This window comes from Streptococcus porci DSM 23759 (assembly GCF_000423765.1).
GTDB lineage: Bacteria > Bacillota > Bacilli > Lactobacillales > Streptococcaceae > Streptococcus > Streptococcus porci.
In genome coordinates, this window is record NZ_AUIP01000006.1 from 52146 (window position 1) to 77608 (window position 25463).

Annotated in this window: 23 protein-coding genes; 19 read left to right on the top strand and 4 right to left on the bottom strand. The window is 43.4% G+C overall.

Annotated features, from left to right (window positions below):
- The first annotated feature begins 65 nt into the window (after positions 1–65).
- Together G576_RS0101775 and G576_RS13130 are read left to right on the top strand one after the other, a co-directional pair.
- Positions 66–953, top strand: a complete 888-nt coding sequence (locus tag G576_RS0101775) for an SPFH domain-containing protein (protein WP_027973106.1) — start codon at positions 66–68, stop codon at positions 951–953.
- A gap of 13 nt (positions 954–966) precedes the next feature.
- Entirely contained in the window at positions 967–1149 is a 183-nt protein-coding gene (locus G576_RS13130; protein ID WP_083959907.1) for a hypothetical protein, read from the top strand.
- 274 nt (positions 1150–1423) lie between these two features.
- Here G576_RS13130 and G576_RS0101780 read toward each other — a convergent pair whose 3' ends face one another.
- Both G576_RS0101780 and G576_RS0101785 read right to left on the bottom strand, forming a co-directional pair.
- The gene (locus G576_RS0101780) at positions 1424–2164 is read right to left on the bottom strand and encodes an amino acid ABC transporter ATP-binding protein (RefSeq protein WP_027973107.1); all 741 of its coding nucleotides are present in this window, start codon (positions 2162–2164) and stop codon (positions 1424–1426) included.
- Positions 2157–3737, bottom strand: a complete 1581-nt coding sequence (locus G576_RS0101785; protein ID WP_027973108.1) for an ABC transporter substrate-binding protein/permease — start codon at positions 3735–3737, stop codon at positions 2157–2159. Before G576_RS0101785 ends, G576_RS0101780 begins: the two co-directional genes overlap by 8 nt.
- Positions 3738–4024: 287 nt before the next feature.
- Between G576_RS0101785 and G576_RS0101790 the strand changes: the two genes are divergently transcribed.
- The 11 genes from G576_RS0101790 to G576_RS0101840 all read left to right on the top strand — a co-directional run bounded on the left by G576_RS0101790 (position 4025) and on the right by G576_RS0101840 (position 16707).
- A complete protein-coding gene (locus G576_RS0101790) occupies positions 4025–5932 on the top strand; it encodes a DUF2207 domain-containing protein (protein ID WP_027973109.1) in 1908 nt (635 codons plus the stop codon).
- Between the two features lie 46 nt (positions 5933–5978).
- Entirely contained in the window at positions 5979–6818 is an 840-nt protein-coding gene (locus tag G576_RS0101795; protein ID WP_027973110.1) for an undecaprenyl-diphosphate phosphatase, read from the top strand.
- A gap of 105 nt (positions 6819–6923) precedes the next feature.
- Positions 6924–7643 (top strand): adaptor protein MecA, encoded by a 720-nt coding sequence (gene mecA, locus G576_RS0101800; protein ID WP_027973111.1) that lies wholly within the window; start codon positions 6924–6926, stop codon positions 7641–7643.
- Entirely contained in the window at positions 7643–8794 is a 1152-nt protein-coding gene (locus tag G576_RS0101805; protein WP_027973112.1) for a glycosyltransferase family 4 protein, read from the top strand. Before mecA ends, G576_RS0101805 begins: the two co-directional genes overlap by 1 nt.
- 71 nt (positions 8795–8865) lie before the next feature.
- The gene (sufC, locus tag G576_RS0101810) at positions 8866–9639 is read left to right on the top strand and encodes a Fe-S cluster assembly ATPase SufC (RefSeq protein ID WP_027973113.1); all 774 of its coding nucleotides are present in this window, start codon (positions 8866–8868) and stop codon (positions 9637–9639) included.
- Positions 9640–9648: 9 nt separating this feature from the next.
- The gene (locus G576_RS0101815) at positions 9649–10158 is read left to right on the top strand and encodes a GNAT family N-acetyltransferase (RefSeq protein ID WP_027973114.1); all 510 of its coding nucleotides are present in this window, start codon (positions 9649–9651) and stop codon (positions 10156–10158) included.
- A gap of 7 nt (positions 10159–10165) precedes the next feature.
- The gene (sufD, locus tag G576_RS0101820; protein WP_027973115.1) at positions 10166–11428 is read left to right on the top strand and encodes a Fe-S cluster assembly protein SufD; all 1263 of its coding nucleotides are present in this window, start codon (positions 10166–10168) and stop codon (positions 11426–11428) included.
- 57 nt (positions 11429–11485) lie between these two features.
- A complete protein-coding gene (locus G576_RS0101825; protein ID WP_027973116.1) occupies positions 11486–12718 on the top strand; it encodes a cysteine desulfurase in 1233 nt (410 codons plus the stop codon).
- On the top strand, positions 12705–13172 hold the full coding sequence (sufU, locus tag G576_RS0101830) for a Fe-S cluster assembly sulfur transfer protein SufU (protein WP_027973117.1): 468 nt from the start codon (positions 12705–12707) through the stop codon (positions 13170–13172). The genes G576_RS0101825 and sufU overlap by 14 nt, the downstream gene beginning before the upstream one ends.
- A gap of 25 nt (positions 13173–13197) precedes the next feature.
- Positions 13198–14610, top strand: a complete 1413-nt coding sequence (gene sufB / locus G576_RS0101835) for a Fe-S cluster assembly protein SufB (RefSeq protein ID WP_027973118.1) — start codon at positions 13198–13200, stop codon at positions 14608–14610.
- A gap of 201 nt (positions 14611–14811) precedes the next feature.
- Positions 14812–16707, top strand: coding sequence for a M13-type metalloendopeptidase (locus G576_RS0101840; RefSeq protein WP_027973119.1), 1896 nt, complete (start codon positions 14812–14814; stop codon positions 16705–16707).
- A 178-nt stretch (positions 16708–16885) separates the two neighbouring features.
- Here the strand turns inward: G576_RS0101840 and galU are convergent, their stop codons facing one another.
- A complete protein-coding gene (gene galU / locus G576_RS0101845) occupies positions 16886–17791 on the bottom strand; it encodes a UTP--glucose-1-phosphate uridylyltransferase GalU (RefSeq protein WP_027973120.1) in 906 nt (301 codons plus the stop codon).
- Between the two features lie 10 nt (positions 17792–17801).
- The gene (locus G576_RS0101850) at positions 17802–18815 is read right to left on the bottom strand and encodes an NAD(P)H-dependent glycerol-3-phosphate dehydrogenase (protein WP_027973121.1); all 1014 of its coding nucleotides are present in this window, start codon (positions 18813–18815) and stop codon (positions 17802–17804) included.
- Between the two features lie 201 nt (positions 18816–19016).
- Between G576_RS0101850 and G576_RS0101855 the strand changes: the two genes are divergently transcribed.
- The 6 genes from G576_RS0101855 to G576_RS0101880 all read left to right on the top strand — a co-directional run bounded on the left by G576_RS0101855 (position 19017) and on the right by G576_RS0101880 (position 25463).
- Positions 19017–19466 (top strand): MarR family winged helix-turn-helix transcriptional regulator, encoded by a 450-nt coding sequence (locus G576_RS0101855; protein ID WP_027973122.1) that lies wholly within the window; start codon positions 19017–19019, stop codon positions 19464–19466.
- A complete protein-coding gene (locus tag G576_RS0101860; protein ID WP_027973123.1) occupies positions 19459–21168 on the top strand; it encodes an ABC transporter ATP-binding protein in 1710 nt (569 codons plus the stop codon). The genes G576_RS0101855 and G576_RS0101860 overlap by 8 nt, the downstream gene beginning before the upstream one ends.
- A complete protein-coding gene (locus G576_RS0101865) occupies positions 21168–22952 on the top strand; it encodes an ABC transporter ATP-binding protein (protein WP_027973124.1) in 1785 nt (594 codons plus the stop codon). Before G576_RS0101860 ends, G576_RS0101865 begins: the two co-directional genes overlap by 1 nt.
- Positions 22953–22977: 25 nt before the next feature.
- The gene (locus tag G576_RS0101870; RefSeq protein WP_027973125.1) at positions 22978–24066 is read left to right on the top strand and encodes an ABC transporter permease; all 1089 of its coding nucleotides are present in this window, start codon (positions 22978–22980) and stop codon (positions 24064–24066) included.
- The gene (locus G576_RS0101875; protein WP_027973126.1) at positions 24066–24743 is read left to right on the top strand and encodes an ABC transporter ATP-binding protein; all 678 of its coding nucleotides are present in this window, start codon (positions 24066–24068) and stop codon (positions 24741–24743) included. Before G576_RS0101870 ends, G576_RS0101875 begins: the two co-directional genes overlap by 1 nt.
- 273 nt (positions 24744–25016) lie before the next feature.
- Positions 25017–25463 (top strand): dUTP diphosphatase, encoded by a 447-nt coding sequence (locus tag G576_RS0101880; protein WP_027973127.1) that lies wholly within the window; start codon positions 25017–25019, stop codon positions 25461–25463.

Genomic DNA, 25463 nt, shown 5'->3' on the forward strand with positions numbered 1-25463 from the left:
TTTTGTTTTTATCGCTATTACAGCTGGTCTTTGGGGCAGCAAGAAAAAATAAGGAGGAAAGTTTTATGTTTTTCATCGTTTTTGTGATTTTTGTCTTAGTGATTATCCTTTCGGTAATTGCTAGTACTCTCTATGTAGTGCGCCAGCAATCAGTTGCTATTATCGAGCGTTTTGGTAAGTATCAAAAGACCGCTGGTTCAGGGATTCATGTTCGCATGCCTTTTGGTATTGATAAAATTGCTGCGCGAGTACAACTGCGTTTGCTCCAAAGCGAAATTGTTGTTGAAACTAAGACTAAGGACAACGTTTTCGTTACTCTGAATGTTGCCACTCAATACCGTGTTAATGAGCAAAACGTAACCGACGCTTACTACAAGCTTATGAAACCGGAAGCTCAGATTAAATCATACATTGAAGATGCCCTGCGGTCATCAGTTCCTAAACTGACATTGGATGAGTTATTTGAGAAAAAAGATGAGATTGCCCTTGAAGTGCAACACCAGGTAGCAGAAGAAATGTCAACCTACGGTTACATTATCGTGAAAACCCTCATCACCAAGGTTGAACCAGATGCTGAAGTTAAACAATCCATGAATGAAATCAATGCTGCGCAACGGAAACGTGTGGCAGCTCAAGAATTGGCTAATGCTGATAAGATTAAAATCGTAACAGCTGCTGAAGCTGAGGCTGAAAAAGATCGTCTCCACGGTGTCGGTATTGCCCAACAACGTAAAGCTATTGTTGACGGTCTTGCTGAATCTATTGCAGAACTTAAAGAAGCTAATGTTAGCATGACTGAAGAACAAATCATGTCCATTCTTCTGACTAACCAATACCTTGATACCCTAAACCAATTTGCGACAAAAGGCAATCAAACCATCTTCCTGCCAAGTAGTCCAAATGGTGTTGATGATATTCGCACCCAAGTCTTGTCTGCTTTGAAGGCTAAATAGAAAGTGTGTTCTTATGAAAGAACTGATTTGCCCTTATTGTGGTGGGAGTGAGATGGTGCGTGCTCAGCAAGATTCCTATGCCCGTCTCCATAAGAGTACATGGTCTATGGCATGGCAAAACCTTTATCATGATATTTGTGCTAACTGTGGCACAGTTGTCAGAAGTTTTGTGGAAAACCCTGATAAATTAAGATAACGACAAGAGGCTGAGACAAAAGTCCTAGCCTCTTATCGTGATGGCAGATAGTAGCTTTGGCGCAGTGGTTGATTGGAAGCTACACAATAGATAGCGACCTTATTAATCAACTATGCGGAAGTGAGGAGATGAAATCGTAATCGGTAAGACTGACGATTGACCGATTTTTGTCCCCCTATCTTTATCCTATAGTGATATCAAAAGTGGGACGGCGCCTATTGGGTCAAGCCACCAAAGAAAGACCGCAAAAAAAGAGCCAAGTAGCTCTTTTTGTTTATTTCAAAAAACGTTTCAAAAATTCTTTAGTGCGTTCTTCTTGGGGGTTCTCGAAGATTTGTTCAGGTGTGCCTTGTTCAGCGATAAGCCCCTTGTCCATGAAGATAACATGGTCTGAGACTTCTTTGGCGAACTCCATTTCGTGGGTCACAATCAGCATGGTCAAGCCAGATTTGGCAAGGTCTTGCATGGTTTTGAGCACTTCACCGACCATTTCTGGGTCAAGTGCTGAAGTTGGCTCGTCAAAGAGAATGGCTTCTGGGTCAACTGAGAGGGCGCGTGCGATAGCTACCCGTTGCTTTTGTCCGCCTGAGAGTTGCTTGGGTTTAGCTGTCCAGTACTGTTGACCAAGACCAACTTTTTCAAGGTTTTCCTTGGCGATTTTTTCCGCTTCAGAACGGTCACGTTTGAGGACTGTTGTCTGAGCAACAACGGCATTTTCTAAAACGTTGAGGTTTTCAAAGAGGTTGAAGGATTGGAAAACCATGCCTAGTTTTTCACGATAAGTAGTCAAATCATAGCCTTTTTCCAAGACATTTTGCCCGTGGTAGAGGATTTGTCCACCAGAAGGCTCCTCTAAGAGGTTGATAGAGCGCAAAAAAGTTGATTTTCCTGAACCAGATGAACCAATGATGGAGATAACTTGGCCTTTTTCGACGGTCAGTGAGATGTCCTTGAGAACTTCGTTTTGACCGTAGGATTTTTTAAGGTGCTTGATTTCTAAAATAGTATTAGACATGTGTAACCTCCTTGATTTGCATTTGGTTGGCACCGGTAGTGTAGTGGTCAGAATCCATCCGCTTTTCAAGATAACGTAGGATGCGAGTTACCGTAAAGGTCAGTACAAAGTAAATAGTTGCGATGATGGTAAAGGTCTGGAAGTACTGATAGTTTTGCGTTGCAACTGTTTTTCCTGAGAAGTAAAGTTCAACGACCGAGATAACATTCAATACAGAAGTATCTTTAATATTGATGACAAATTCATTACCAGTTGCTGGTAGGATGTTTCGGATAACTTGCGGAAGGACGATTTTTCTCATGGTTTGTCCGTGGGTAAAGCCAAGGGCTGTCGCAGCTTCGAATTGTCCTTTATCCACAGCGAAGATACCGCCACGGACGACCTCTGACATATAGGCTCCCGTATTGATGGATACGATAAAAATGGCTGCCCAGAGTCGCGGAATGTTGATGTTAAAGGCCTGAGCTGTTCCGTAGTAGATAACCATGGATTGTACAATCATCGGTGTTCCGCGGAAGACTTCAATATAGACGCTGAGGAACCAGCCGAAGACTTTTTGGGCAATAGCTGTGATTCGATTGGCTGCTTTTGGTGCTGTACGGAAAATACCAATCAAAAGGCCAATCAAAAGGCCACAGATGGTACCAGTGATTGAGATGAGGAGAGTTGTTCCCGTACCAACTAGGAATTCCCGCCAGTTGGTTTTGAGAATGGTCGCAACTTGTGAGAAGAAGGATGGTTTAGCACTGTCGTCACTCTCTTCTTCAACCGGCTGTTTTGAAATCATATCATCCATGAGGGCGATGCGATCATCTTCTGAAATGGTCGCAAGAACTTGATTGACTTCTGAAATGCGATTATCATCTTTTCGCATACCAACAGCGATGGCGGCGTCTGATTCAGAGACCTCAAAGCCTTCTGACAGCGTCAGCATTTTGAAAGAAGGATTAGCGTTTTCCGCGGTTGTTCCCTCAGGACGCTCTGAAATATAAGCATCGATGATGCCAGATTCTAGGGCTTGCCGCATTTGTGAGAAGTCCCCCATGGGAGTTTGAGGCTCAATGCCAGGCATTTGACTGAGAAGGTTGACGTGCCAAACGCCTTGCTGGGCAGTCACTTTAGCCCCTGAAAAGTCAGAAACTGATTTAGCTGATGCGAAATCACCATCTTTTCTGACCATGATAACAGGTTCGCTAGTGTAATAACTATCGGAAAAGGCAATCTCTTTTTTACGTTCCTCTGTCGGACTCATGCCAGCGATAATCATGTCAATCTTGTTAGATGTTAGGGCAGGTACCAGACCATCCCATTCCGTTTTGACGACCAAGAGTTCCTTACCCATGCTCTCGGCAATTTTTTTAGCGATTTGCACATCGTATCCGTTGGCATACTGGTTAGTCCCCTCAATGGGAGCTGCCCCATTAGCATCGTCGTTTTGTGTCCAGTTAAAGGGAGCGTAGGCTGCTTCCATACCGACACGGAGGTAGTTGTCTTCCTCAGCTGCAAAAACAGCCTGAGAACCCGTTAAAACCAATCCCAGACAGGCTAAAAGGGTGAGAAATGTTTTTTTCATTTTTATAATTCATTCCTTTCGTTTCATTTAAGGCACAAGACTGAATGACAAGAACTTGTGCTCTTTATTTTGTGCTATAAATAAGGCGAGAAATTTTACAAGACCTCTTTTTGATCTACTCAAAATTAGGGACAACAGCAAAAAGTAATTTTTATTTTTTTCAAACTTATTCTCCTATTATAGTTATACTTATTCATTTTACAGGAAAAAGCGGTGCTTTTCAATGGAAATGTCTAAAGTTCTCGAATCTGTGTTAAAATAGGAGTAAGAAAATCGGAGGTATTGCAATGAAAAGATTGCTGGTCTTGCTGATGACCTGTGCTGCTCTGCTATTTCCCCAAAGCATCAGGGCGGATGATGAGATTGATTATACGATTAACTCTTATGAGGGAGTTCTTCGCATTCATGAAGACAATAGCGCTACCTTTGAGCAGGTGGTGACTTATAGCTATGACTCGTCCTTTAACGGTCAGTATGTGACTCTAGGTGTGGCTGGAAATATGCCAGATGATTTTGGAATTACTGGCGAGCCTCTGGTTCAGGTTGAGAAAAATGGTGAAAGTGTGGCTGATGCGGAAACCCTTTTGGAGGATATGGGTGACGGCTACCGCCTGAAGATTTATAATGGTGGTTACAGCGGTGATTGGGTTGAAATTTCTGTCATCTGGCAACTGGAAAACATGACCTTTCCTTACCAGGATGTGGCGGAGTTAAACTGGAAACCAATTAGTGACTGGGATCAGAATATAGATAAGGTGACTTTTACAGTTGTTACGGATAAGGCAACTAAGAAGAGCCAGCTCTGGGGACATCGTGGCTATTTTAAGGCGACTCCTGAGGTCTACTATGATAATGCTGGTAGCTATACTCTGACTGCTCATGATGTGGATGGTGTTCTAGAGTTGCATGCTTATTGGGATAATAGCATTTTAAGCCCTTCGGTGACTCGTCTGTCTGGCAAAGCTCTGCCTCGTATTAAGAAGACTGAGGGAGCCATTGAAAAGAAATCGCAGTTGTTAATTCTATTTTTTGGCAGTGCGGTGCCAATAGGAGTCTTTGTACTTATGCTGTTTCAGGTTTGGCGCTTTATCTCAGTCAAAAAAGAGCTAGATTTATACGCTCCTAAATTGGGGGCTACCAGACTTTATGAGGTTCCAGAAGATTTGCCTCCTTTAGTCTTAGCAAGGGATGTTTATCACGTTAGATTTAAAGAGCTGACCGACGCTCCAAAAGCTGGTAACCTTCGTTTTGACAATACCGTTCAGGCCGTTCTTCTGGATTTGCTTGATAGGGGAGTGCTGACCTTAGCTAACAATCAGGCTGAACCAAGCTTGACTATTGAAAATCTTGATAAAACGACATCATCTGATTTGGCTTTTTTAAACATGGCTTTTGGAAGCAAGTTGACCCTGCCTCTTAGTCGGATGTTTGACGATTTTCAGTATGATAAGGACACAACAAAGCGTCTGCGCAAGCAGTTTTCAGGAAGCAAACTTGAAAAAGAAGTTAGAAAGAGTTCTCAAGCTGTGCAGGGGCTCATTAACTCCAGGGTTTCGGATATTGATAAGGCGGTCAAAAAAGAAATTGAAAAATTGACCTTACCAGCTATTTACAGAAAATTGACCACACAGGAAAGTCGCAAGCTCCAAACGGCTAGTGGTCTTGGTTGTCTCTTGGCAGTGATGACGGGAGGGATTAGTTTCTACTTTATGGTAAAGGGACATATCTTTTTGCTTCTCTATATGTTCATGACGCTGGTTATCATTGGACTTACGGCTATCTTGACGCGTTTGTCTAAGCCTTATACTGAGTTAGGAGTTGTTACAGCGGATGGAGCCCATCGTTGGGAGCAATGGCAGAGCTTCAGGAGGATGATTAAGGAAATTAACACCTTTAAAGCAGTGGAGCTTGAAGGGCTAGTGGTCTGGAATCGTCTTTTGGTCTATGCAGCGCTTTTTGGCTATGCGGATAAGGTTGAAAAATATCTTCGGGTCAATCATATTAGGCTACCAGAGCAGTTTGAAAATCTTGATTTACGCTTCTTGCGCCACCAGATGCTTTTGTCAACCAATCATTTTGTGACGACGTCTAATAATGCCAGCGTAGCTTCCAATTTTTCTGTCTCATCAGGCGGAAGTAGCGGTAGTGGCGGATTCTCTGGTGGTGGCGGTGGCGGTGGCGGCGGTTCCTTCTAAAAACTGCAAAATCTGCTATAATAATGTAAACAATTAAGGAGTATTTATGTTTTTTGAAATTTTAAAAGCCATCTTTTTTGGGATTGTTGAAGGGATCACCGAGTGGCTCCCCATTTCCAGTACAGGTCACTTGATTTTGGTACAGGAGTTTATCAACTTTAGTGATCAAAATAAGGATTTTATGGATATGTTCAACATCGTTATTCAGTTAGGAGCTATCTTAGCTGTTATCGTGATTTACTTCAAACGCCTCAATCCTTTCCAACCTGGAAAAACCAAGAAAGAAGTGCAGAAAACCTGGCAACTTTGGGTCAAGGTTGCGATTGCCTGCATACCCTCTATTTTGATTGCCCTGCCTTTTGACAGTTGGTTTGAAAAACACTTCCAAAACATGCCCACCGTTGCTCTCATGTTGATTATCTACGGGATTGCCTTTATCCTTTTGGAAGATAAGCAAAAAGAAACACCAAAAGTGACAAGCCTGTCAAAAATGTCATACTTGACAGCCCTTTACATTGGGATGTTCCAAGTGCTTAGTATTGTTCCTGGTACTAGCCGTTCTGGAGCGACCATTTTGGGTGGTATCCTTTTGGGAACCAGCAGAAGTGTGGCTGCCGATTTTACTTTCTTTCTTGCTATTCCGACCATGTTTGGTTATAGTGGATTGAAAGCTGTAAAGTTCTTTATTGATGGCAATAGTCTGGCGATGTCACAAATTATCCTCCTACTTGTTGCAAGCGTGACGGCCTTTGTGGTCAGCTATTACGCTATCCGCTTCCTGACCGATTATGTCAAAAATCACACTTTCAAGATTTTTGGGAAATACCGTATCGTGCTTGGGCTGATTCTTCTTGCCTATGCCGGGCTTTCATTTATCTTCGCTTAAATTACTGACCAGCCTTGGGCTGGTTTTTGCTTGAGACCCCAGAAATTGCTATTTCTAAGCCTTTCTAGTATAATGAAATAACTAGACCCGTGCGAGGTAAGCCTAATGGAAATGAAACAAATTAATGAAACAACATTAAAAATTACAATCAGTATGGAGGATTTGGAAGAGCGTGGTATGGAATTGCACGACTTTTTAATCCCCCAAGAAAAAACAGAGGAGTTTTTCTATTCGGTCATGGACGAGCTGGATTTGCCTGATAATTTCAAGCAGAGTGGTATGCTCTCTTTTCGTGTCACTCCTCGAAAAGACCGATTAGATGTCTTTGTGACGAAATCGGAGCTTAACCAAGAGTTAAATTTTGAGGATTTGGCTGAGTTTGGTGATGTGTCGAAAATGTCGCCAGAGGATTTTTTCAAAACCTTGGAACAGAAAATGTTTGAAAAGGGTGATGTTGCCGCTCACAAACATTTAGCGGAAGTAGAGGAAGAAGAAGCAATCGTGTCTGATGAGACAGAAGAAGAAAGCCAAGACTATGTTCACTACGTGCTTGAATTTCCAAATATTGAAGCGGTTGTGAGTTTTGTTCAGACAGTTGATTTTCCAACGGAGGCTTCAGAGCTCTATAAGGCAGATGGACGTTATTACATGACCGTTTTGGTCTCTCTTGAAAATCAGCCCTCTCACTACTCAAATCTAGTTTTTGCCCGTTTGATGGAGCATGCCCAAAAAGCTAGTAAGACTCGCGCCTATCTGCAAGAACACGGCATTCAGCTGATGATGGATGATGCTGTACTTTTGCTTAAGGGGATTGAGGTGGCGTAATGGTAGCCTTCTCACTTGAATACATACTAGTCTTAATTGGGGCTTTCTTACTATCGCTCTTTGCGACACCGATTGTTCGTCTGTTGGCCTTTAAAATTGGTGCTGTTGACCAACCGAACGCTCGGCGAATCAATAAAATTCCTATGCCTAGCGGAGGCGGTTTGGCAGTAGTATTTTCTTTTGTCATGACAGTTCTCTTTTTTATGCCTCTAGTTGTGACAGGACATATTCATTATCAAACCTATTTTGATTATATTTTACCAGTTGTTATTGGTGGCCTAATCGTTGCAGCGACTGGTCTGATTGATGACATTTACGAGCTATCGGCCAAGAAAAAATTAATTGGCATTGTTATTGCGGCAGTCATTATTTGGTATTTTACAGAATTTCGTTTTGATTCCTTTAAAATTCCTTTTGGGGGTCCGCTATTAGAGTTTAATCCTCTTTTGACTTTTGTTGCAACTATCCTTTGGATTGTTGGTGTGACCAATGCGGTTAATCTTATGGATGGTTTAGATGGTCTGGTTAGTGGAGTCTCTATTATTAGCCTGTTGACCATGGGTGTGGTCTCCAACTTTTTTTTGGCGGAGGCTAATATTTTTTTGACTTTGACAATCTTCGTTTTAGTAGCTTCGATTGTCGGCTTTTTCCCTTATAACTACCATCCGGCATGGATCTACGGGGGAGATACGGGTGCTTTGTTTATTGGATTCATGATTTCGGTATTGTCCTTGCAAGGGCTTAAGAATGCCACTGCCGTTGCTGTTGTCACGCCAGTCATTATTCTCGGAGTCCCTATTGTTGATACTTTCGTGGCGATTATTCGTCGCACCTTGTCCGGTCAAAAATTCTACGAGCCTGATAAAATGCACTTACATCATCGCCTGCTAGCTATGGGATTTTCTCATAGAAGTGCGGTGCTTGTTGTCTATGCCATTGCTCTGCTATTTTCTCTAATAGCCTTACTTTTGAATGTCTCTACTCGTCTGGGAGGGGTGCTCCTCATGGTGGGTGTTCTCTTTGGTCTTGAGGTTCTTATTGAAGGGCTAGAAATTTGGGGAGAGGGGCGAACGCCGCTTTTCCATCTTTTAAAACTCATTGGAAATCCTAGCTACCGCAAGGAAGTTTTGGAGAAAAGGTCTAAGAAATAAGCAGGGAAGAAGCCTTTTAGGGGCTTTTTTGCTATAATAGAAACGTTATAAATTTAGAAATGGAGACGGTCATGTCTGTACTTGAAATCAAAAATCTGCATGTCTCAATCGAGGACAAGGAAATCCTGAAAGGTGTCAATTTAACCCTAAAAACAGGAGAAATTGCAGCTATCATGGGACCAAATGGAACGGGGAAATCAACCCTATCAGCAGCCATCATGGGAAATCCAAACTATGAAGTGACAGAAGGAGAAATCCTCTTTGATGGAGAAAATATCCTTGAGTTGGAAGTTGATGAGCGTGCACGCATGGGCCTTTTTCTGGCTATGCAGTACCCATCTGAAATTCCAGGCATCACTAATGCTGAATTTATCCGCGCAGCTATGAATGCAGGAAAAGAAGAGGAGGATAAAATCTCTGTCCGCGACTTCATCACCAAATTGGATGAAAAAATGGAACTACTTGGTATGAAAGAGGAAATGGCAGAGCGTTACCTCAATGAAGGCTTTTCAGGTGGTGAGAAAAAACGCAACGAAATTTTGCAGCTACTTATGCTTGAGCCTAAGTTTGCCCTGCTTGATGAGATAGACTCAGGTCTAGACATTGACGCCCTTAAGGTGGTATCAAAAGGAGTCAATGAAATGCGTGGTGAGGGCTTTGGTGCCATGATTATTACCCACTATCAACGCTTGCTTAATTACATCACACCTGACGTGGTTCATGTCATGATGGAGGGGCGCGTGGTGCTTTCTGGCGGAGCGGAGCTTGCTGCTCGTCTTGAAAAAGAAGGGTATGTCAAGATTGCTGAGGAGCTAGGCATCGACTACCACGAAGAGGTCGAATAAGGAGTCCTAATGGTTAATTGCAAGAAGCTGTCGACCTACTATAAGGTTCGTCCGCTTAGTGAAAGCGACGGTCTGGTTGTTTTGGCCTTATATAAGAGCAATCCTTACTTTTTTAAACATTGTCCCCCACAGCCGACCTTATCATCGGTACTGAATGATATGCGTAAACTCCCTCCAGCTATTTCCTCTGAACAGAAACAGTTTCTAGGTTATTTTTTAGAAGAGAAGTTGGTTGCAGTACTGGATTTGGTAGAGGGATATCCAGATAGTCAGACAGTTTTTATTGGCTTATTTATGTTGGATGGGGACTACCATGGTAAAGGGATTGGAAGTCAGTTATTTCAAGAGGCCATTCAGGTATTGACGCAGGACTTTGCTAGGCTTAGGCTTGGTTATGTGGCGACTAATGCGATTGCTGAGGCTTTTTGGAGAAAGCAGGGCTTTGTACCGACTGGGGAAGTGGCTAAAACTGACCATTATGACATTATTCTTGCTGATTTTTTGAGAGATAAAGGATAGACGATAAATGACGAAAGAAATGATTTTAGCTTTTTCACAAGCTAAAGCAGAACCTGCTTGGCTACAGGAACGCCGACAAGCAGCTTTTGCAAAACTAGAAGAGCTACCTCTTCCAACTATTGAGCGTGTTAAATTTCACCGCTGGAATTTGGGAGACGGAACCATCACAGAGGATGAGATGGGGGCTAATGTTCCTGATTTCACAGCTTTTGGCGACAATCCTAAGTTGGTTCAAGTTGGTACGCAAACAGTTCTTGAGCAGTTGTCGCCTGATTTGATGAATCAAGGTGTGGTTTTCACGGATTTTTACTCAGCTCTTGAGGAAATTCCTGAAGTGATTGAGCAACATTTTGGGACGGCTGTTGCTTTTGATGAGCACAAACTGGCTGCTTACAACACGGCTTATTTTAACAGTGCAGCAGTTCTTTACGTGCCAGACAATGTCGAGGTTGAAGTTCCTATCGAGGGTATTTTCCTCCAGGATAGTTCATCAGCTGTGCCCTTTAACAAGCACATCCTCGTCATCGCGGGCAAGCATGCAAAAGTTAGCTATCTGGAACGATTTGAGACCATTGGAAACGGCAGAGCTGAGACATCTGCGAATATCTCCGTAGAAGTCATCGCTGGTGCAGGCAGTCAAATCAAGTTCGCAGCTATCGATCGACTAGGTGAAGGGGTGACAACCTTCATCAGCCGCCGTGGCCGTTTGGCTCAAGATGCTAGCATCGACTGGGCACTGGGTGTCATGAATGAAGGCAATGTTATTGCTGATTTTGATTCAGACTTGATTGGAAATGGTAGTCACGCAAATCTGAAAGTTGTTGCCGCTTCAAGTGGTCGTCAGGTTCAAGGGATTGATACTCGCGTGACAAATTATGGAAATAATTCTGTCGGTCACATCTTACAACACGGTGTTATTTTAGAGCGTGGAACCCTTACCTTCAACGGCATTGGACACATTATCAAAGGGGCCAAGGGAGCAGATGCCCAGCAGGAAAGCCGTGTTCTCATGCTTTCTGACAAGGCGCGTTCGGATGCTAATCCAATTCTTCTCATTGATGAAAACGAAGTGACCGCTGGTCACGCTGCGTCGATTGGACAGGTTGACCCAGAAGATATGTACTACTTGATGAGTCGTGGTCTGGATCGTGAAACGGCTGAGCGCTTGGTCATCCGTGGTTTCCTTGGAGCCGTAATTACTGAGATTCCAGTCCAAGCAGTCCGTGAGGAAATGATTGCAGTTCTAGATAAAAAATTGGATAAACGTTAGTGATTGGAATAAGACCAGTCAGCTATCAAGTTTTTACCCACATGTTCAAAGGAGGTCATGTCGTTGTTAGACGCTAAAAAAATTCGTCAAGATTTTGGAATTTTAGACCAAATGGTCAATGACGAACCCTTGGTTTACCTTGATAACGCTGCAACAACTCAAAAGCCCAAACAGGTGCTAGAGACCATCCAACATTATTATGAAACCAATAATGCCAATGTCCACCGCGGTGTGCATACTCTAGCAGAGCGTGCGACGGCTGATTATGAGGCAGCGCGTGAAAAAATCCGTGCCTTTATTAATGCCAAATCAACCAAGGAAGTCCTTTTTACCCGAGGCACCACAACTGCCCTCAACTGGGTAGCTAAATTTGCAGGTCAGATTTTACAACCAGGTGATGAAATTCTGATTTCGATTATGGAGCATCACTCCAACATCATCCCTTGGCAAGAAGTCTGCAAGCAAACGGGTGCTAAGTTGGTCTATGTCTATCTCAGAGATGGCAGGCTAGACATGGAAGATTTAAAGGAAAAGCTATCGCCTAAAACCAAGTTTGTTAGCCTGGCTCATGTCTCTAATGTCCTTGGATGTGTCAATCCAGTCAAAGAAATCGCAGAGCTGGTTCATCAAGTCGGAGGCTATATGGTAGTGGACGGAGCTCAATCGGCGCCTCACATGACTATTGATGTGCAGGATTTGGATTGTGATTTCTTTGCCTTTTCAGGACATAAGATGATGGGACCAACGGGAATCGGCGTTCTCTATGGAAAGGAAGACCTTCTCAATCTCATGAATCCAGTTGAATTTGGCGGTGAGATGATAGACTTTGTTTACGAGCAAGAAGCCACTTGGAAGGAACTGCCTTGGAAGTTCGAGGCAGGAACACCAAATATCTCGGGCGCTATTGCACTGGGTGCGGCTATTGATTACTTGGTAGGGCTCGGCATGGACAATGTCCATGCTTACGAGCAGGGATTGGTCGATTACGTCCTGCCTAAATTTCAGGCTATTGAGGGAGTGACGGTTTACGGGCCAAAGAATCCAAGAGAACATGCCGGTGTTATTGCTTTTAACATTGATGGACTGCACCCGCACGATGTGGCAACGGCTCTGGATTATGAGGGTGTGGCTGTGCGTGCAGGTCATCACTGCGCTCAACCGCTTATCAATCACCTGGGAATTTCGTCAGCTGCCCGCGCAAGCTTTTATATTTATAATACTAAAGAGGATTGCGACAAGTTGCTTGATGCTATCCAAAAAACGAAGGAGTTCTTTAATGGCACTCTCTAGATTAGATTCTTTATATATGGCAGTGGTTGCTGATCACTCCAAAAACCCCCATCACCACGGTGTGTTAGAGGGGGTTGAAGCTATCCAGCTCAATAACCCTACCTGTGGCGATGTGATTGCTTTGACCGTAAAATTTGACGGTGATATCATTAAGGATATTGCTTTTGCGGGAGAAGGTTGCACTATTTCGACAGCATCGTCTAGCATGATGTGTGATGCCGTTATCGGGAAAAGCAAGTCTGACGCTTTGGCATTAGCAGAAATCTTCTCAGCCATGGTGCAAGGACAAAATAATATAGATACCAAGGTTCTCGGTGACGCCGAATTTATGGCAGGTGTGTCGAAATTCCCACAACGTGTTAAATGTGCCACGCTTGCTTGGAATGCACTTAAGAAATCTATTGAACGAAGCGAGAAGGCATCGTGCCAGAAGTGCGGTGAATCTACCGAATAACTGAAAATGAAAGAAGGGACAACTCATGTCTGAAGAAAAAGTAGAACCAAAACCGATTGACCTCGGGGAATACAAGTACGGTTTCCACGATGATGTGACTCCTATTTACTCGACAGGAAAGGGCATTAGCGAGCAAGTAGTTCGTGATATGTCAGCTGCCAAGGGAGAGCCTGAGTGGATGTTGGAATTCCGCCTCAAATCTCTGGAAACCTTTAACAAGATGCCTATGCAGGAGTGGGGGCCAGATTTATCTGGAATTGATTTTGATGACTTGACTTACTATCAAAAACCGTCGGATAAACCAGCGCGTTCTTGGGATGAGGTTCCTGAAAAAATCAAAGAGACCTTTGAACGCATTGGTATTCCTGAAGCGGAGCGTGCCTATCTTGCAGGAGCTTCTGCTCAGTACGAGTCAGAGGTGGTTTACCACAATATGAAAGAGGAGTACGATAAGTTAGGTATCATTTTTACCGATACGGATTCAGCCCTGAAAGACTATCCAGACCTCTTCAAGCAGTATTTTTCAAAATTAGTACCGCCAACAGACAATAAATTTGCAGCTCTTAATTCAGCTTTCTGGTCAGGTGGAACCTTTATCTACGTGCCAAAGGGCGTCAAGTGTGAGATTCCTCTTCAGACCTACTTCCGAATGAACAATGAAGCGACAGCTCAGTTTGAACGTACCCTTATTATTGTTGATGAGGGGGCAAGCGTTCACTATGTTGAGGGATGTACAGCACCGACTTATTCTACAGCTAGTCTTCACGCTGCTATCGTAGAAATCTTTGCTCTAGAGGGCAGCTACATGCGTTACACCACTATCCAAAACTGGTCAGATAATGTCTATAATCTGGTAACAAAACGTGCGACAGCAAAGAGAGACGCGACGGTTGAGTGGATTGACGGAAACCTTGGTGCCCAAGTGACCATGAAGTACCCATCCGTTCTCCTTGACGGCGAAGGGGCGCGTGGGACTATGCTTTCTATCGCTTTTGCAAATGCAGGGCAACATCAGGATGCGGGAGCTAAAATGATTCATAATGCTCCGCATACATCGTCATCTATCGTGTCAAAATCTATTGCACGTAATGGAGGCGTGGTCAACTACCGTGGACAGGTCACTTTTAACAAAGATTCCAAAAAATCAGTTTCTCATATCGAATGTGACACCATCCTCATGGATGACATCTCTAAGTCGGATACCATCCCCTTCAATGAAATCCACAATTCACAAGTTGCTTTAGAACATGAAGCAAAAGTTTCAAAAATTTCAGAAGAACAGCTCTACTACCTCATGAGCCGTGGCTTATCAGAACAAGAAGCTACTGAAATGATTGTCATGGGATTTGTTGAACCATTCACCAAAGAACTCCCAATGGAATACGCCGTCGAGCTAAACCGCTTGATAGCCTATGAAATGGAAGGGTCGGTTGGCTAGAGCCTCAGATTATGTAACTTTAAACTTTTCAAAATCAGTATAGGATATGCGAAAGAAAGTCCTATTTTAGAGTGAAATTTTGCTGGAAAGAGAAGGTAAGAACTCGAAAAGAATTCCTCTCTCGTATGACAACGAATTAAAACGCTTCAAGGAAGCGTTTTTTTGCTATAATAGACCTATCACAGACAAAAGGAGACGATTATGTCACGTTTACAAGATGACTTTTACGATGCTATTAATGGCGAATGGGAAAAAACGGCCATCATTCCTGACGACAAACCTAGAACTGGTGGATTTTCTGATTTAGCTGACGAGATTGAAGACCTGATGCTTGAAACCACAGATCAGTGGTTGGCAGGTGAAAATGTTCCAGAGGATAGCATCTTGCAGAATTTCGTTAAATTTCACAAGCAAGTGGCCAATTTTGATGCTCGCGAATCAGCTGGTGTCAAGCCAGTTGAACCTCTGATTACAGAATACCAAAAGCTTTCCTCTTTTGAAGAATTTGCTGCGCGGATAGCCGAATATGAAATGGCAGGCAAGCCTAATCTTCTACCTTTTGGCGTTTCTCCAGACTTTATGGACGCTAAAAATAACGTCCTCTGGGCTTATGCCCCACATACAATCTTGCCAGATACGACTTACTATGCTGATGACAATGAAAAAGGTAAGGAACTCCTTGCCACTTGGCGAAAATGTGAGGAAAATCTTTTAGCAAAATTTGATTTTACACCAGATGAGATTAAAGATATGCTGGATAAAATCATTGAGCTAGATGATCAGGTAGCTAAGTATGTGCTATCATCTGAGGAAAGTTCAAAATATGTAGAACTTTATCACCCTTATGACTGGGCAGACTTTACAAAATTGGTGCCCGAATTACCGCTTGATACCATCTTTACAGAGATTTTGGGAACCTTACCTGACAAGGTTATCGTGCCAGAAGAACGTTTCTGGACAGAGTTTGCTGCTGAATATTATTCTGAAAAGAATTGGCCACTCCTCAAGGCTCTTTTAGTTGAAAGCGCAGCGACTAGCTACACTTCTTATCTAACAGAGGACATCCGTATTCTTGCGGGGGCCTATGGTCGTGCTCTCTCTGGAACGCCACAGGCTATGGATCAGAAGAAAGCTGCTTTTTATTTGGCGCAAGGTCCCTTCAATCAGGCTTTGGGTCTCTGGTATGCGGGTGAGAAATTCTCGCCAGAAGCAAAAGCTGATGTGGAAGCAAAAGTGGCAACCATGATTGACGTTTACAAGGAACGCCTTTTAGCAAATGACTGGCTCAAGCCTGAAACCCGTGACAAGGCAATTACTAAACTTAATGTTATAACACCTCATATCGGTTATCCTGAAAAATTACCAGAAACCTATGTTAAGAAGGTTATTGATGACAGTTTATCCCTGATTGAAAATGCCCAGAATTTGGCAAAAATCTCAATTGCTCATACTTGGAGCAAGTGGAACAAGGCTGTTGATCGCAGCGAATGGCACATGCCAGCCCATATGGTTAATGCTTACTACGATCCGCAACAAAATCAAATCGTCTTTCCAGCAGCCATTTTGCAGGCGCCGTTTTATAGCTTGGAGCAAAGCTCATCAGCTAACTATGGTGGTATCGGAGCCGTTATCGCTCATGAAATCTCTCATGCTTTTGATACTAATGGAGCTTCCTTTGATGAAAATGGTAGTCTCAACAACTGGTGGACAGATGAAGACTATGCAGCTTTCAAAGAGCGGACGGATAAGGTTGTTGCCCAATTTGATGGTATCCCATTTGCAGGAAGCAAGGTCAATGGCCAGCTAACTGTATCTGAAAATGTAGCAGACTTGGGTGGACTTGCGGCAGCCCTTGAAGCGGCTAAGAAAGAAGCTGATTTTTCAGCCAAAGATTACTTCACTAACTTTGCAACCATCTGGCGCATGAAAGCTCGTGAAGAATACTTGCAACTTCTAGTCAATGTCGACGTTCATGCCCCAGGAAAACTTCGGACGAATGTCCAAGTGCCAAACTTTGATGATTTCCATGAGACTTTTGGTGTCCAAAAAGGTGACGCTATGTGGCGTGAACCTAGCGAACGTGTCATCATTTGGTAATCATAATAGTTTCGGATGGCTATAGTGTTAAACTTTGAGATCCATCAGCATGTGATTTGCTTAGTTTGATTTTGCGTCTCACTGGGATAAATAATAAAAACGAGACTTTGAGAGCCTCGTTAGAGAATAGCTAAAAAGACTGGGACAAGCATCGTGATGTGTCCCAGTCTTATTTGTCTTACTCAGCTGACTTGCCTTCTAATTTTTTACCAAGTTCGATGATGTAGTCTTTCAAATCGTCTTTGACTTGTGGGTGTTGGAGGGCGTAGTCGATTGAGGTTTTCATGAAGCCAAACTTGTCGCCAACGTCGTAGCGGTTACCTTTAAATTCGCGGGCAAAAACACGTTGGGTTTTGTTGAGGGTGTCAATGGCATCAGTCAGTTGGATTTCACCGCCAGCACCAGGTGTTTGTTTTTCCAAGATTTCAAAAATCTCAGGCGTTAAAAGGTAGCGACCAATGATAGCCAAATCGCTTGGAGCATCTTCAGGCGCAGGCTTTTCTACAAAAGTGTCAACACTGTAAAGGCCATTAACCCCTTCACCGTGAGGAGCGATGACCCCATAGGCAGAAACTTCTTCGTGAGGAACCGGCATAACCGCAATGGTCGAAGCATGAGTCTCATCATAGTCGTTCATCAGTTGCTTGGTCAATGGCAGAGCTGAGGTGTTTGTGATATCCATCAAATCATCACCAAGCATGACTACAAAGGGTTCGTTACCTACAAATGCCTTAGCTTGAAGGACTGCATCACCAAGGCCACGCGGGTGACTCTGACGGATGAAGTGAAGACGGATACCAGTAGTTTCGTCAACCAATTTGAGAAGGTCATTCTTACCTTTTTCTTTAAGATTATATTCAAGTTCGAAATTTGAATCAAAATGATCTTCAATTGAGCGCTTGGATTTACCGGTGACAACAAGGATATCTTCGATACCAGAGCGCAAGGCTTCTTCAACGATAAACTGAATCGTTGGTTTATCAACGATTGGTAACATTTCTTTAGCAAGCGCCTTGGTTGCTGGTAGGAAGCGAGTTCCCAGTCCAGCAGCAGGGATAACAGCTTTTCTGACTTTTTTTTGCATGATTAACTCCTTAAAATTCATTCTCAGACTTAAATTCATTTTGCATCATACCAAGGATAGATTCTTTGATGTCAGCACCTTCGTAGATGGTTTTGTAAATAGCTGTGGTGATTGGCATATAGACGTCAAGTTCTTGCGCGATTTCGTAGGCGACTTTTGTAGTAGAAATTCCTTCAATAACCATGCCCATATTGCGTTCGATGTCTTCGAGTTTTTCACCGCGTCCCAAAGCATCACCGGCGCGCCAGTTACGAGAGTGGATGGATGTCCCTGTAACGATCAAGTCACCAACACCGGATAGGCCGCTGTAAGTAAGCGGATCAGCTCCCATTTTAACACCGAGGCGAGTGATTTCAGCCAGACCGCGTGTGATGACGGCTGCTTTGGCATTGTCACCGTAGCCGAGACCGTGGAGAGCACCGGCACCAACGGCGATAATATTTTTCAAGGCGCCAGCTGTTTCCACACCAATGACATCAGTGTTGGTGTAGAGGCGGAAGTAGCTGTTGCTAAAGAGGCTTTGGACGTATTTAGCAGCGGTTAAATCTTTTGAGGCGGCTGTGATTAGGGTGATGTCACGGACGATGGTTTCTTCGGCGTGACTTGGTCCAGATACAACTACGATTTCAGAACGGTATTGGGCAGGAATCTCTTCCTCTAGGATAGTTGATAGGCGTTCGTGACTGCCAGGTTCCAAGCCTTTTGAGGCATGCATAACAATGACCTTATGTGTCAGAATTTCTGCAACTTGCTTAGCTACTAGGCGGGTTACTTTGGTTGGAACCACAAAGAGGATACCGTCAACTCCATCAAGAGCTTGACCCAAATCCTTATAAGCTTTGATCCCCTCATCTAGGACAATATCCTTGAAGTAATGGCTGTTGGTGTGCTTTTCGTTGATTTCGTCAATTTGTTCAGGAATATTTCCCCAGATACGAACCTCGTGCCCATTGTCGTTGAGAACTTGCGCCAGAGCTGTTCCCCAAGAACCAGGACCAAGGATGGCAATTTTCTGCTTTTCCATAGTGTTTCCTTTACTTGTCATAGTACCATTTACATTATACCATAAGATGATATGTTTGGCTTTTAAAAGGCAAAGGCTTCCACTTTTTTCTTTAATCCTCTTTTTGAAAAATTGCGGAGCCTTTTCTTGACAATGGTTCTCACAGGAACTATAATAGTTCTCATGCGAATTATTTTCAAAAAATAAGGGAAGGAGATTGAGATGGGAAATCCTATTCCAGATTTGCGTAACTTGCTCAATCATTTTGAGCAAGTTTGCGATGAAATTGCCAAGGAAAAGGGCGTTGAACATTTGGCTGGTCCGCAAGGCTGGGCGCTCTTTTATCTGCACGGTAGGCAGGATACAGAGACCTTTATCAAAGATATTGAAAAAGAGATGAAAATTTCAAAATCAGTTGCCAGCAATCTAGTCAAACGGATGGAGAAAAATGGCTTTGTTCAGGTCATACCATCGGTAGAAGACAAGCGCTATAAGCAGATTGTCCTGACCCCTCTTGGTAAGGATAAGGTAAACCGTTTAGCGGATTTTCACCAAGAGTTGCACAGCTCTTTGTTTAAAAATATCAAAAAAGAGGACTTTCAGAAGGTTATGCAGTGGGCAGAACAGCTGAAGGAAAATATTAAAAATTATAAGGAGAATAAAGATGCTTAAACAAGCGATTTTACGCTATAAGTGGTATGCGCTCGGTTCGATCCTTTTGGTATCAACAGTTGTTATCACGACGCTTTTGCAGCCTAGTTACCTGAAAGAGGTCTTAACGGCTGTCTTGATGAATGATCAAGATGAGATTTTTCGTGTAGGAAAATGGCTTTTAGTGATTGCAGGAATTGGTTTGGTGGCTGGTCTTGCTAATACGATTGTGGCTGCGAAGATTGCCCAAGGTGTTTCTGCTGATATCCGTGAGAAAACCTTCCGCAAAATTCAAAGTTTTTCATATGCCAACATTGAAGAATTTAACGCTGGAAATTTGGTGGTTCGTATGACCAATGACGTCACCCAAATTCAAAACTTGGTTATGATGCTCTTTACGATTTTGATGCGCGTGCCTCTGCTCTTTATCGGTTCCTTTTTCATGGCAGTTAGAATACTTCCAGAACTTTGGTGGATGATTATTGTCATGGTGATTTTGGTGGCGGCTGTCATGGCAGTTGTGATGAGCCAAATGGGGCCACGTTTTGGGAAATTCCAAATCTTAATGGACAAGATGAACAGTATTGCTAAGGAAAACTTACGTGGTATCCGCGTGGTTAAATCCTTCGTTCAGGAGAAAAATCAATACGCCAAGTTTAAAGAGACGTCTAATGAATTGTTGGATCTTAACCTCTTTATTGGCTATGGTTTTTCTGTCCTACAGCCCTTGATGATGTTTATTTCCTACATGGCTATTTTTGCTTCGCTCTACCTTGTGTCGGACATGGTGGCAGACAATATGGAAGTTATTGGTAGCTTCACCTCTTTCATGAGTTATCTCATGCAAATCATGTTTGCCATTATCATGACCAGCTTCATGGGGATGCAGGCTTCGCGTGCGGCTATTTCCATCAAACGGATTAACGAAGTTTTGGAGACCGAACCAGCCATGACCTTTGTGGACAGTCCTGATGAGGAGTTAATTGGAAAAATTGTCTTTGACAATGTCAGCTTTACCTATCCGCATGATACAGAACCTACCTTGAAAAATATCTCTTTTGAGATTGAGCCCGGTCAAATGGTTGGTGTGGTTGGTGCCACTGGTGCTGGTAAATCTACGCTGGCGCAGCTGATTCCACGACTTTTTGATCCACAAGAAGGAACGGTTTCCATTGGTGACCGTGATTTGAAAGATATCAATCAAAAGACACTTCGTCAGACGGTTTCTATCGTTTTACAAAAGGCTATTCTTTTCTCAGGAACCATCGCAGATAATCTGCGTCAAGGGGCGCCTGATGCGACTTTAGCTAAGTTGGAGCGAGCTGCAGGAATTGCTCAGGCTAAAGAATTTATTGACCGCTTGGATGAGACTTATGAAAGTGAGGTCGAAGAACGGGGAAATAACTTCTCTGGTGGGCAAAAACAACGGATGTCTATTGCCCGTGGTGTAATCGGTGATCCCAAGATTCTAGTCTTGGATGATTCAACCTCAGCCCTAGATGCCAAGTCTGAAAAGTTGGTCCAAGAAGCACTCAATCACGATTTAAAGGGAACCACAACCATTATCATCGCCCAAAAAATTTCTTCTGTAGTCAAGGCAGATAAGATTTTGGTGCTTGACGAAGGACGTTTGATTGGCGAGGGTACTCACGCAGAATTGGTAGCAAACAATGCTGTATACCGTGAAATCTATGAAACTCAAAAAGGGAAGGAGGAAGATTAATGAAGACAGCTCGATTTTTCTGGTTTTATTTTAAACGTTACAAATTGACTTTTGTCGTGATTTTCCTAGCTATTATTGTAGCGACATATTTGCAAGTAAAGACTCCGGTTTTACTAGGAGATGCTATCGCTGAGTTGGGCAAAATTGGTCAGCAATATTTTGTCGCTCAGCAGGCAGGGGAGACAGGTTTCAAGCCAGACCTGGCTGATTTTCAAAGTGTCATGTCCAGTCTCTTTCTGGCCTATGCTGCGACAGTCGTGGCCAATCTGATTTACAGCTTACTCTTGACGCGAATTGTAGCTCATTCGACAAACCGTATGCGTAAAGGTCTTTTTGGAAAACTAGAGCGTTTGACGATTGCCTTTTTTGATCGTCATAAGGATGGTGACATTCTGTCTCGCTTTACCTCTGATTTGGACAACATCCAAAACGCCTTTAACCAATCCATGATTCAAATTTTGTCAAACGGTGCGCTTTATATTGGTATGGTTTGGATGATGTTCCGTCAGGATACAAGGCTAGCGCTGGTAACTATCGCCTCAACTCCCGTAGCCTTACTTGCGCTAGTAATTATCATTCGCTTGGCTCGCAAATACACCAATCTACAACAAGCAGCAGTTTCCAAACTTAATGCCTACATGGATGAGAAAATTTCTGGACAAAAAGCCATTATCGTCCAAGGTGTTCAGGAAGAAACCATTGATGGTTTTTTGGAACTCAATGAGGAAGTCCGTCGAACAACCTTCAAGGGTCGTCTTTTTGGTGGGATTCTCTTTCCATTCATGAATGGGATGAGTCTGGTCAACACAGCCATCGTTATTTTTGCTGGTTCAAATATCGTCCTCAACGATTCCTCAATGGATTCAGCTGTGGCGCTGGGGCTGGTAGTTACCTTTGTTCAATATTCACAACAATATTACCAACCAATGATGCAGATTGCTTCTAGCTGGGCGGAATTGCAACTGGCCTTCACGGGAGCCCATCGTGTCCAAGAAATGTTTGATGAGCCTGAGGAAATTCGCCCTCAAAAAGCTCCGCTTTTCACTGAGCTAAAAGAAGGTGTGGAAATCAAAAACATCGACTTTGGTTATTTACCAGGCCAAAAAGTTCTGGATAATGTTAGTATTTCTGCGCCAAAAGGCAAGATGATTGCGGTGGTTGGTCCAACCGGATCCGGTAAGACCACCATCATGAACCTTATCAACCGTTTCTACGATGTGGATGCTGGTTCCATTGAGTTTGACGGCCGCGACATTCGTCAATACGATTTGGATAGCCTCCGTGAAAAAGTCGGCATCGTTTTACAAGAATCCGTTCTTTTCTCTGGCACCATTACCGATAATATCCGTTTCGGCAATGATGAGATTTCCCAAGAAATGGTGGAAGTGGCTGCGCGTGCTACCCACATCCATGACTTTATCATGGGGCTGCCAGATGGTTACGATACCTTTGTCACTGACGATGAGAATGTTTTCTCGACTGGTCAAAAGCAGTTGATTTCTATTGCTAGAACCCTTTTGACGGACCCGCAAGTATTGATTTTGGACGAAGCAACTTCAAATGTGGATACGGTAACTGAGGCAAAAATTCAAAATGCTATGGAAGCAATCATTGCTGGTAGGACTAGCTTTGTCATTGCCCACCGCCTCAAAACCATCCTCAATGCGGATGAAATCATTGTCCTTAAGGATGGCAAGGTCTTGGAACAAGGCAACCACCACGAACTACTCAAACAAAAAGGATTCTACTCAGAGCTTTACCACAACCAGTTTGTCTTTGAGTAGGTTGGTTTAGGAATAGGGGAGAAACATGAAAATTGCATTAAAGGAACTTTTCTTTTTTAAAAAGAAGTATCTCCTAGTAGAAGGTCTGGTTATTCTCATGATCTTTATGGTCATGTTCTTGTCAGGTTTGACTAATGGCTTGGGACGATTTGTTAGCGCTGGGATTGATAATATGCCTATTGAGCGGATTATCTTGCAGGAGGAAGCGGATGGGATTATCCCTTTCTCTAGCCTTTCGGAGGAAAATCTAAAGACCGTTGCTGATTTGGATTTGAAAACTCAGGAAGAACTAGCTATTTCACGTAGTCAGCTGACGGCGGATACCACAGAAGAAAATCTTGATGTTACCTACTTTATCCTAGAGGACAAGAGTAAGCTTTCCCCTAATTTGATTGAGGGAGAAGCGCTCAGCAACAAAGATTTTGAAATTGTATTGGATAATCGCTTCCAAGCTGACGGCATTAAACTGGGTGATAGCATCAAGGACACCAAGAGTGAACTTGAGCTGACAGTAGTTGGTTTCACTTCAGGTGCCCTTTACGGGCATACAGGTATCGGCTATATCAGTCAGGCTACCTATGTGGCACTGGCTCAAGCGACCAATCCCAAGTACACTTGGACACCTCAAGCTATAGTGACTTCTGATCAGATTTTCGACGAAGCGAATCTTGGCAGTCTTGTTGTTTACGAAAAAGCTGCGCTAATTGAAAAAATTCCTGGCTATGCAGCTGAGCAAGGAACTTTAAGCATGATTACCTGGGTGCTGGTGGTAGCTTCCGCTATTATCCTAGCAGTCTTCTTCTATATTATCAGCCTTGAAAAACGTCAACAGTTTGGTGTGATGAAGGCTCTGGGTATGAGCATGGGGAGAATCGCCTATCAACAGTTGAGTCAAGTCACTTTGCTTGCACTCTTTGGAGCCCTTGTCGGTGATGCTCTAGCTCTTGGAATGGCAAGCGTCTTACCAATTAAAATGCCTTTCTACCTTAACCTGACGGATGTTCTGATTCTATCCCTGGTCTTTGTGCTGGTGACGATTGTAGCAAGTTTGCTTTCTGTTAGCCGTATTGCCAAAGTTGACCCGCTCATGATTATCAACGGAGGTGACGCCTAATGACTCAACCTTTGGTACTTAAAAATATTCGAAAATCTTATCAAGATGGTAGTGAACAACGCCAGATTTTGGATGGTATTGACCTCGTCCTTGAAAAGGGTGAGTTGGTAGCCATCCTTGGACCATCTGGCTCTGGGAAATCGACCCTGCTCTCTATCGTCGGCTGTCTTTTATCAGCAGATGAGGGCGAGCTCATCATTGATGGACAGAGCATTGGTTCAAGTTCCAAAAAAGAGTGGACACGTCTTCGACGCGACTATCTGGGGTTTATCTTCCAAAATCATCAGTTGTTACCCTACCTAACTATCTATGACCAATTGGAGATGGTGGTCAAGATGGCAAACGCCTCCGCAACCAAGGAAGATATCCTGTCTCTCCTGGGGGAGCTAGGAATCTCTGACTGTGCTCAGAAATTTCCTAAGGATATGTCTGGGGGTCAAAAGCAGCGTGCAGCCATTGCCCGAGCCTTTATCACTCAGCCAAGTCTGATTCTAGCTGATGAGCCAACTGCTAGCCTTGACGAAGCGAGAGGTCGCCAAATTGCCGAACTGCTCCGCAAAGAAGTCAAAGAAAAGAATACCGCAGCTATTATGGTCACCCACGACGAACGGATTCTTGATTTAGTAGATAAGATTTATGTGCTCAAAAAAGGGAAGTTGGTCCTTAAAGAAAATTAATCAAAGCGCCCTTGTGGTGCTTTTGCTTTTCCCTTACGAATATTTTATAATAGAGAAAAGTATAACAGAGAAAAGTGAGCTTTATCTGATGAAAAAGGTGAGAACAGCGCTGATTGTCGAAAGTCTAGTTTTTGTTGCCCACCTACTCTGATGTCTCATCATACGAGGCAATGCTTTTACAATCTGGATATATCGCTTGTGATAAGCCTACTAATTGGGCTCTTATCACTTCTAGGTGAAACCTTAACTAAATGGTATTAGAAAGAAAAACAAATGACTAAAATTCGTGGCTTTGAACTGGTTAGCCAGTTTACAGATGAAAACTTATTGCCAAAGCGTGAAACAGCTCACGCAGCAGGCTATGATTTAAAAGTAGCGGTGGCAACCGCCATTGCACCAGGGGAGATTAAGCTGGTACCGACAGGCGTCAAAGCCTACATGCAGCCAAATGAAGTTCTCTACCTTTATGATCGCTCGTCTAATCCTCGGAAAAAAGGCTTGGTGCTAATAAACTCCGTCGGAGTGATTGATGGCGACTACTACGATAACCCTAACAACGAAGGCCACATTTTTGCACAGATGAAAAACATCACAGATGAGTCAGTGGTCCTAGAAGTCGGAGAGCGCATCGTCCAAGGTGTTTTTATGCCTTTCTTGGTTGCTGATGGGGATGAGGCAGACGGCGTGCGTACAGGTGGCTTTGGCTCGACAGGTAAGTAA

Excerpts from the sequence above, each read along its gene's own strand:
- G576_RS0101865 (WP_027973124.1), top strand. The coding sequence starts at position 21,168 with ATGAAGACAGCTCGATTTTTCTGGTTTTATTTTAAACGTTACAAATTG.
- G576_RS0101870 (WP_027973125.1), top strand. The coding sequence starts at position 22,978 with ATGAAAATTGCATTAAAGGAACTTTTCTTTTTTAAAAAGAAGTATCTC.
- G576_RS0101775 (WP_027973106.1), top strand. The coding sequence starts at position 66 with ATGTTTTTCATCGTTTTTGTGATTTTTGTCTTAGTGATTATCCTTTCG.
- G576_RS13130 (WP_083959907.1), top strand. The coding sequence starts at position 967 with ATGAAAGAACTGATTTGCCCTTATTGTGGTGGGAGTGAGATGGTGCGT.
- G576_RS0101815 (WP_027973114.1), top strand. The coding sequence starts at position 9,649 with ATGGTTAATTGCAAGAAGCTGTCGACCTACTATAAGGTTCGTCCGCTT.
- G576_RS0101795 (WP_027973110.1), top strand. The coding sequence starts at position 5,979 with ATGTTTTTTGAAATTTTAAAAGCCATCTTTTTTGGGATTGTTGAAGGG.
- G576_RS0101790 (WP_027973109.1), top strand. The coding sequence starts at position 4,025 with ATGAAAAGATTGCTGGTCTTGCTGATGACCTGTGCTGCTCTGCTATTT.
- G576_RS0101825 (WP_027973116.1), top strand. The coding sequence starts at position 11,486 with ATGTCGTTGTTAGACGCTAAAAAAATTCGTCAAGATTTTGGAATTTTA.
- G576_RS0101840 (WP_027973119.1), top strand. The coding sequence starts at position 14,812 with ATGTCACGTTTACAAGATGACTTTTACGATGCTATTAATGGCGAATGG.
- sufU (WP_027973117.1), top strand. The coding sequence starts at position 12,705 with ATGGCACTCTCTAGATTAGATTCTTTATATATGGCAGTGGTTGCTGAT.
- G576_RS0101850 (WP_027973121.1), bottom strand. The coding sequence starts at position 18,815 with ATGGAAAAGCAGAAAATTGCCATCCTTGGTCCTGGTTCTTGGGGAACA.
- mecA (WP_027973111.1), top strand. The coding sequence starts at position 6,924 with ATGGAAATGAAACAAATTAATGAAACAACATTAAAAATTACAATCAGT.
- G576_RS0101860 (WP_027973123.1), top strand. The coding sequence starts at position 19,459 with ATGCTTAAACAAGCGATTTTACGCTATAAGTGGTATGCGCTCGGTTCG.
- sufC (WP_027973113.1), top strand. The coding sequence starts at position 8,866 with ATGTCTGTACTTGAAATCAAAAATCTGCATGTCTCAATCGAGGACAAG.
- G576_RS0101805 (WP_027973112.1), top strand. The coding sequence starts at position 7,643 with ATGGTAGCCTTCTCACTTGAATACATACTAGTCTTAATTGGGGCTTTC.
- G576_RS0101785 (WP_027973108.1), bottom strand. The coding sequence starts at position 3,737 with ATGAAAAAAACATTTCTCACCCTTTTAGCCTGTCTGGGATTGGTTTTA.
- sufB (WP_027973118.1), top strand. The coding sequence starts at position 13,198 with ATGTCTGAAGAAAAAGTAGAACCAAAACCGATTGACCTCGGGGAATAC.
- G576_RS0101880 (WP_027973127.1), top strand. The coding sequence starts at position 25,017 with ATGACTAAAATTCGTGGCTTTGAACTGGTTAGCCAGTTTACAGATGAA.
- G576_RS0101780 (WP_027973107.1), bottom strand. The coding sequence starts at position 2,164 with ATGTCTAATACTATTTTAGAAATCAAGCACCTTAAAAAATCCTACGGT.
- G576_RS0101855 (WP_027973122.1), top strand. The coding sequence starts at position 19,017 with ATGGGAAATCCTATTCCAGATTTGCGTAACTTGCTCAATCATTTTGAG.
- sufD (WP_027973115.1), top strand. The coding sequence starts at position 10,166 with ATGACGAAAGAAATGATTTTAGCTTTTTCACAAGCTAAAGCAGAACCT.
- galU (WP_027973120.1), bottom strand. The coding sequence starts at position 17,791 with ATGCAAAAAAAAGTCAGAAAAGCTGTTATCCCTGCTGCTGGACTGGGA.
- G576_RS0101875 (WP_027973126.1), top strand. The coding sequence starts at position 24,066 with ATGACTCAACCTTTGGTACTTAAAAATATTCGAAAATCTTATCAAGAT.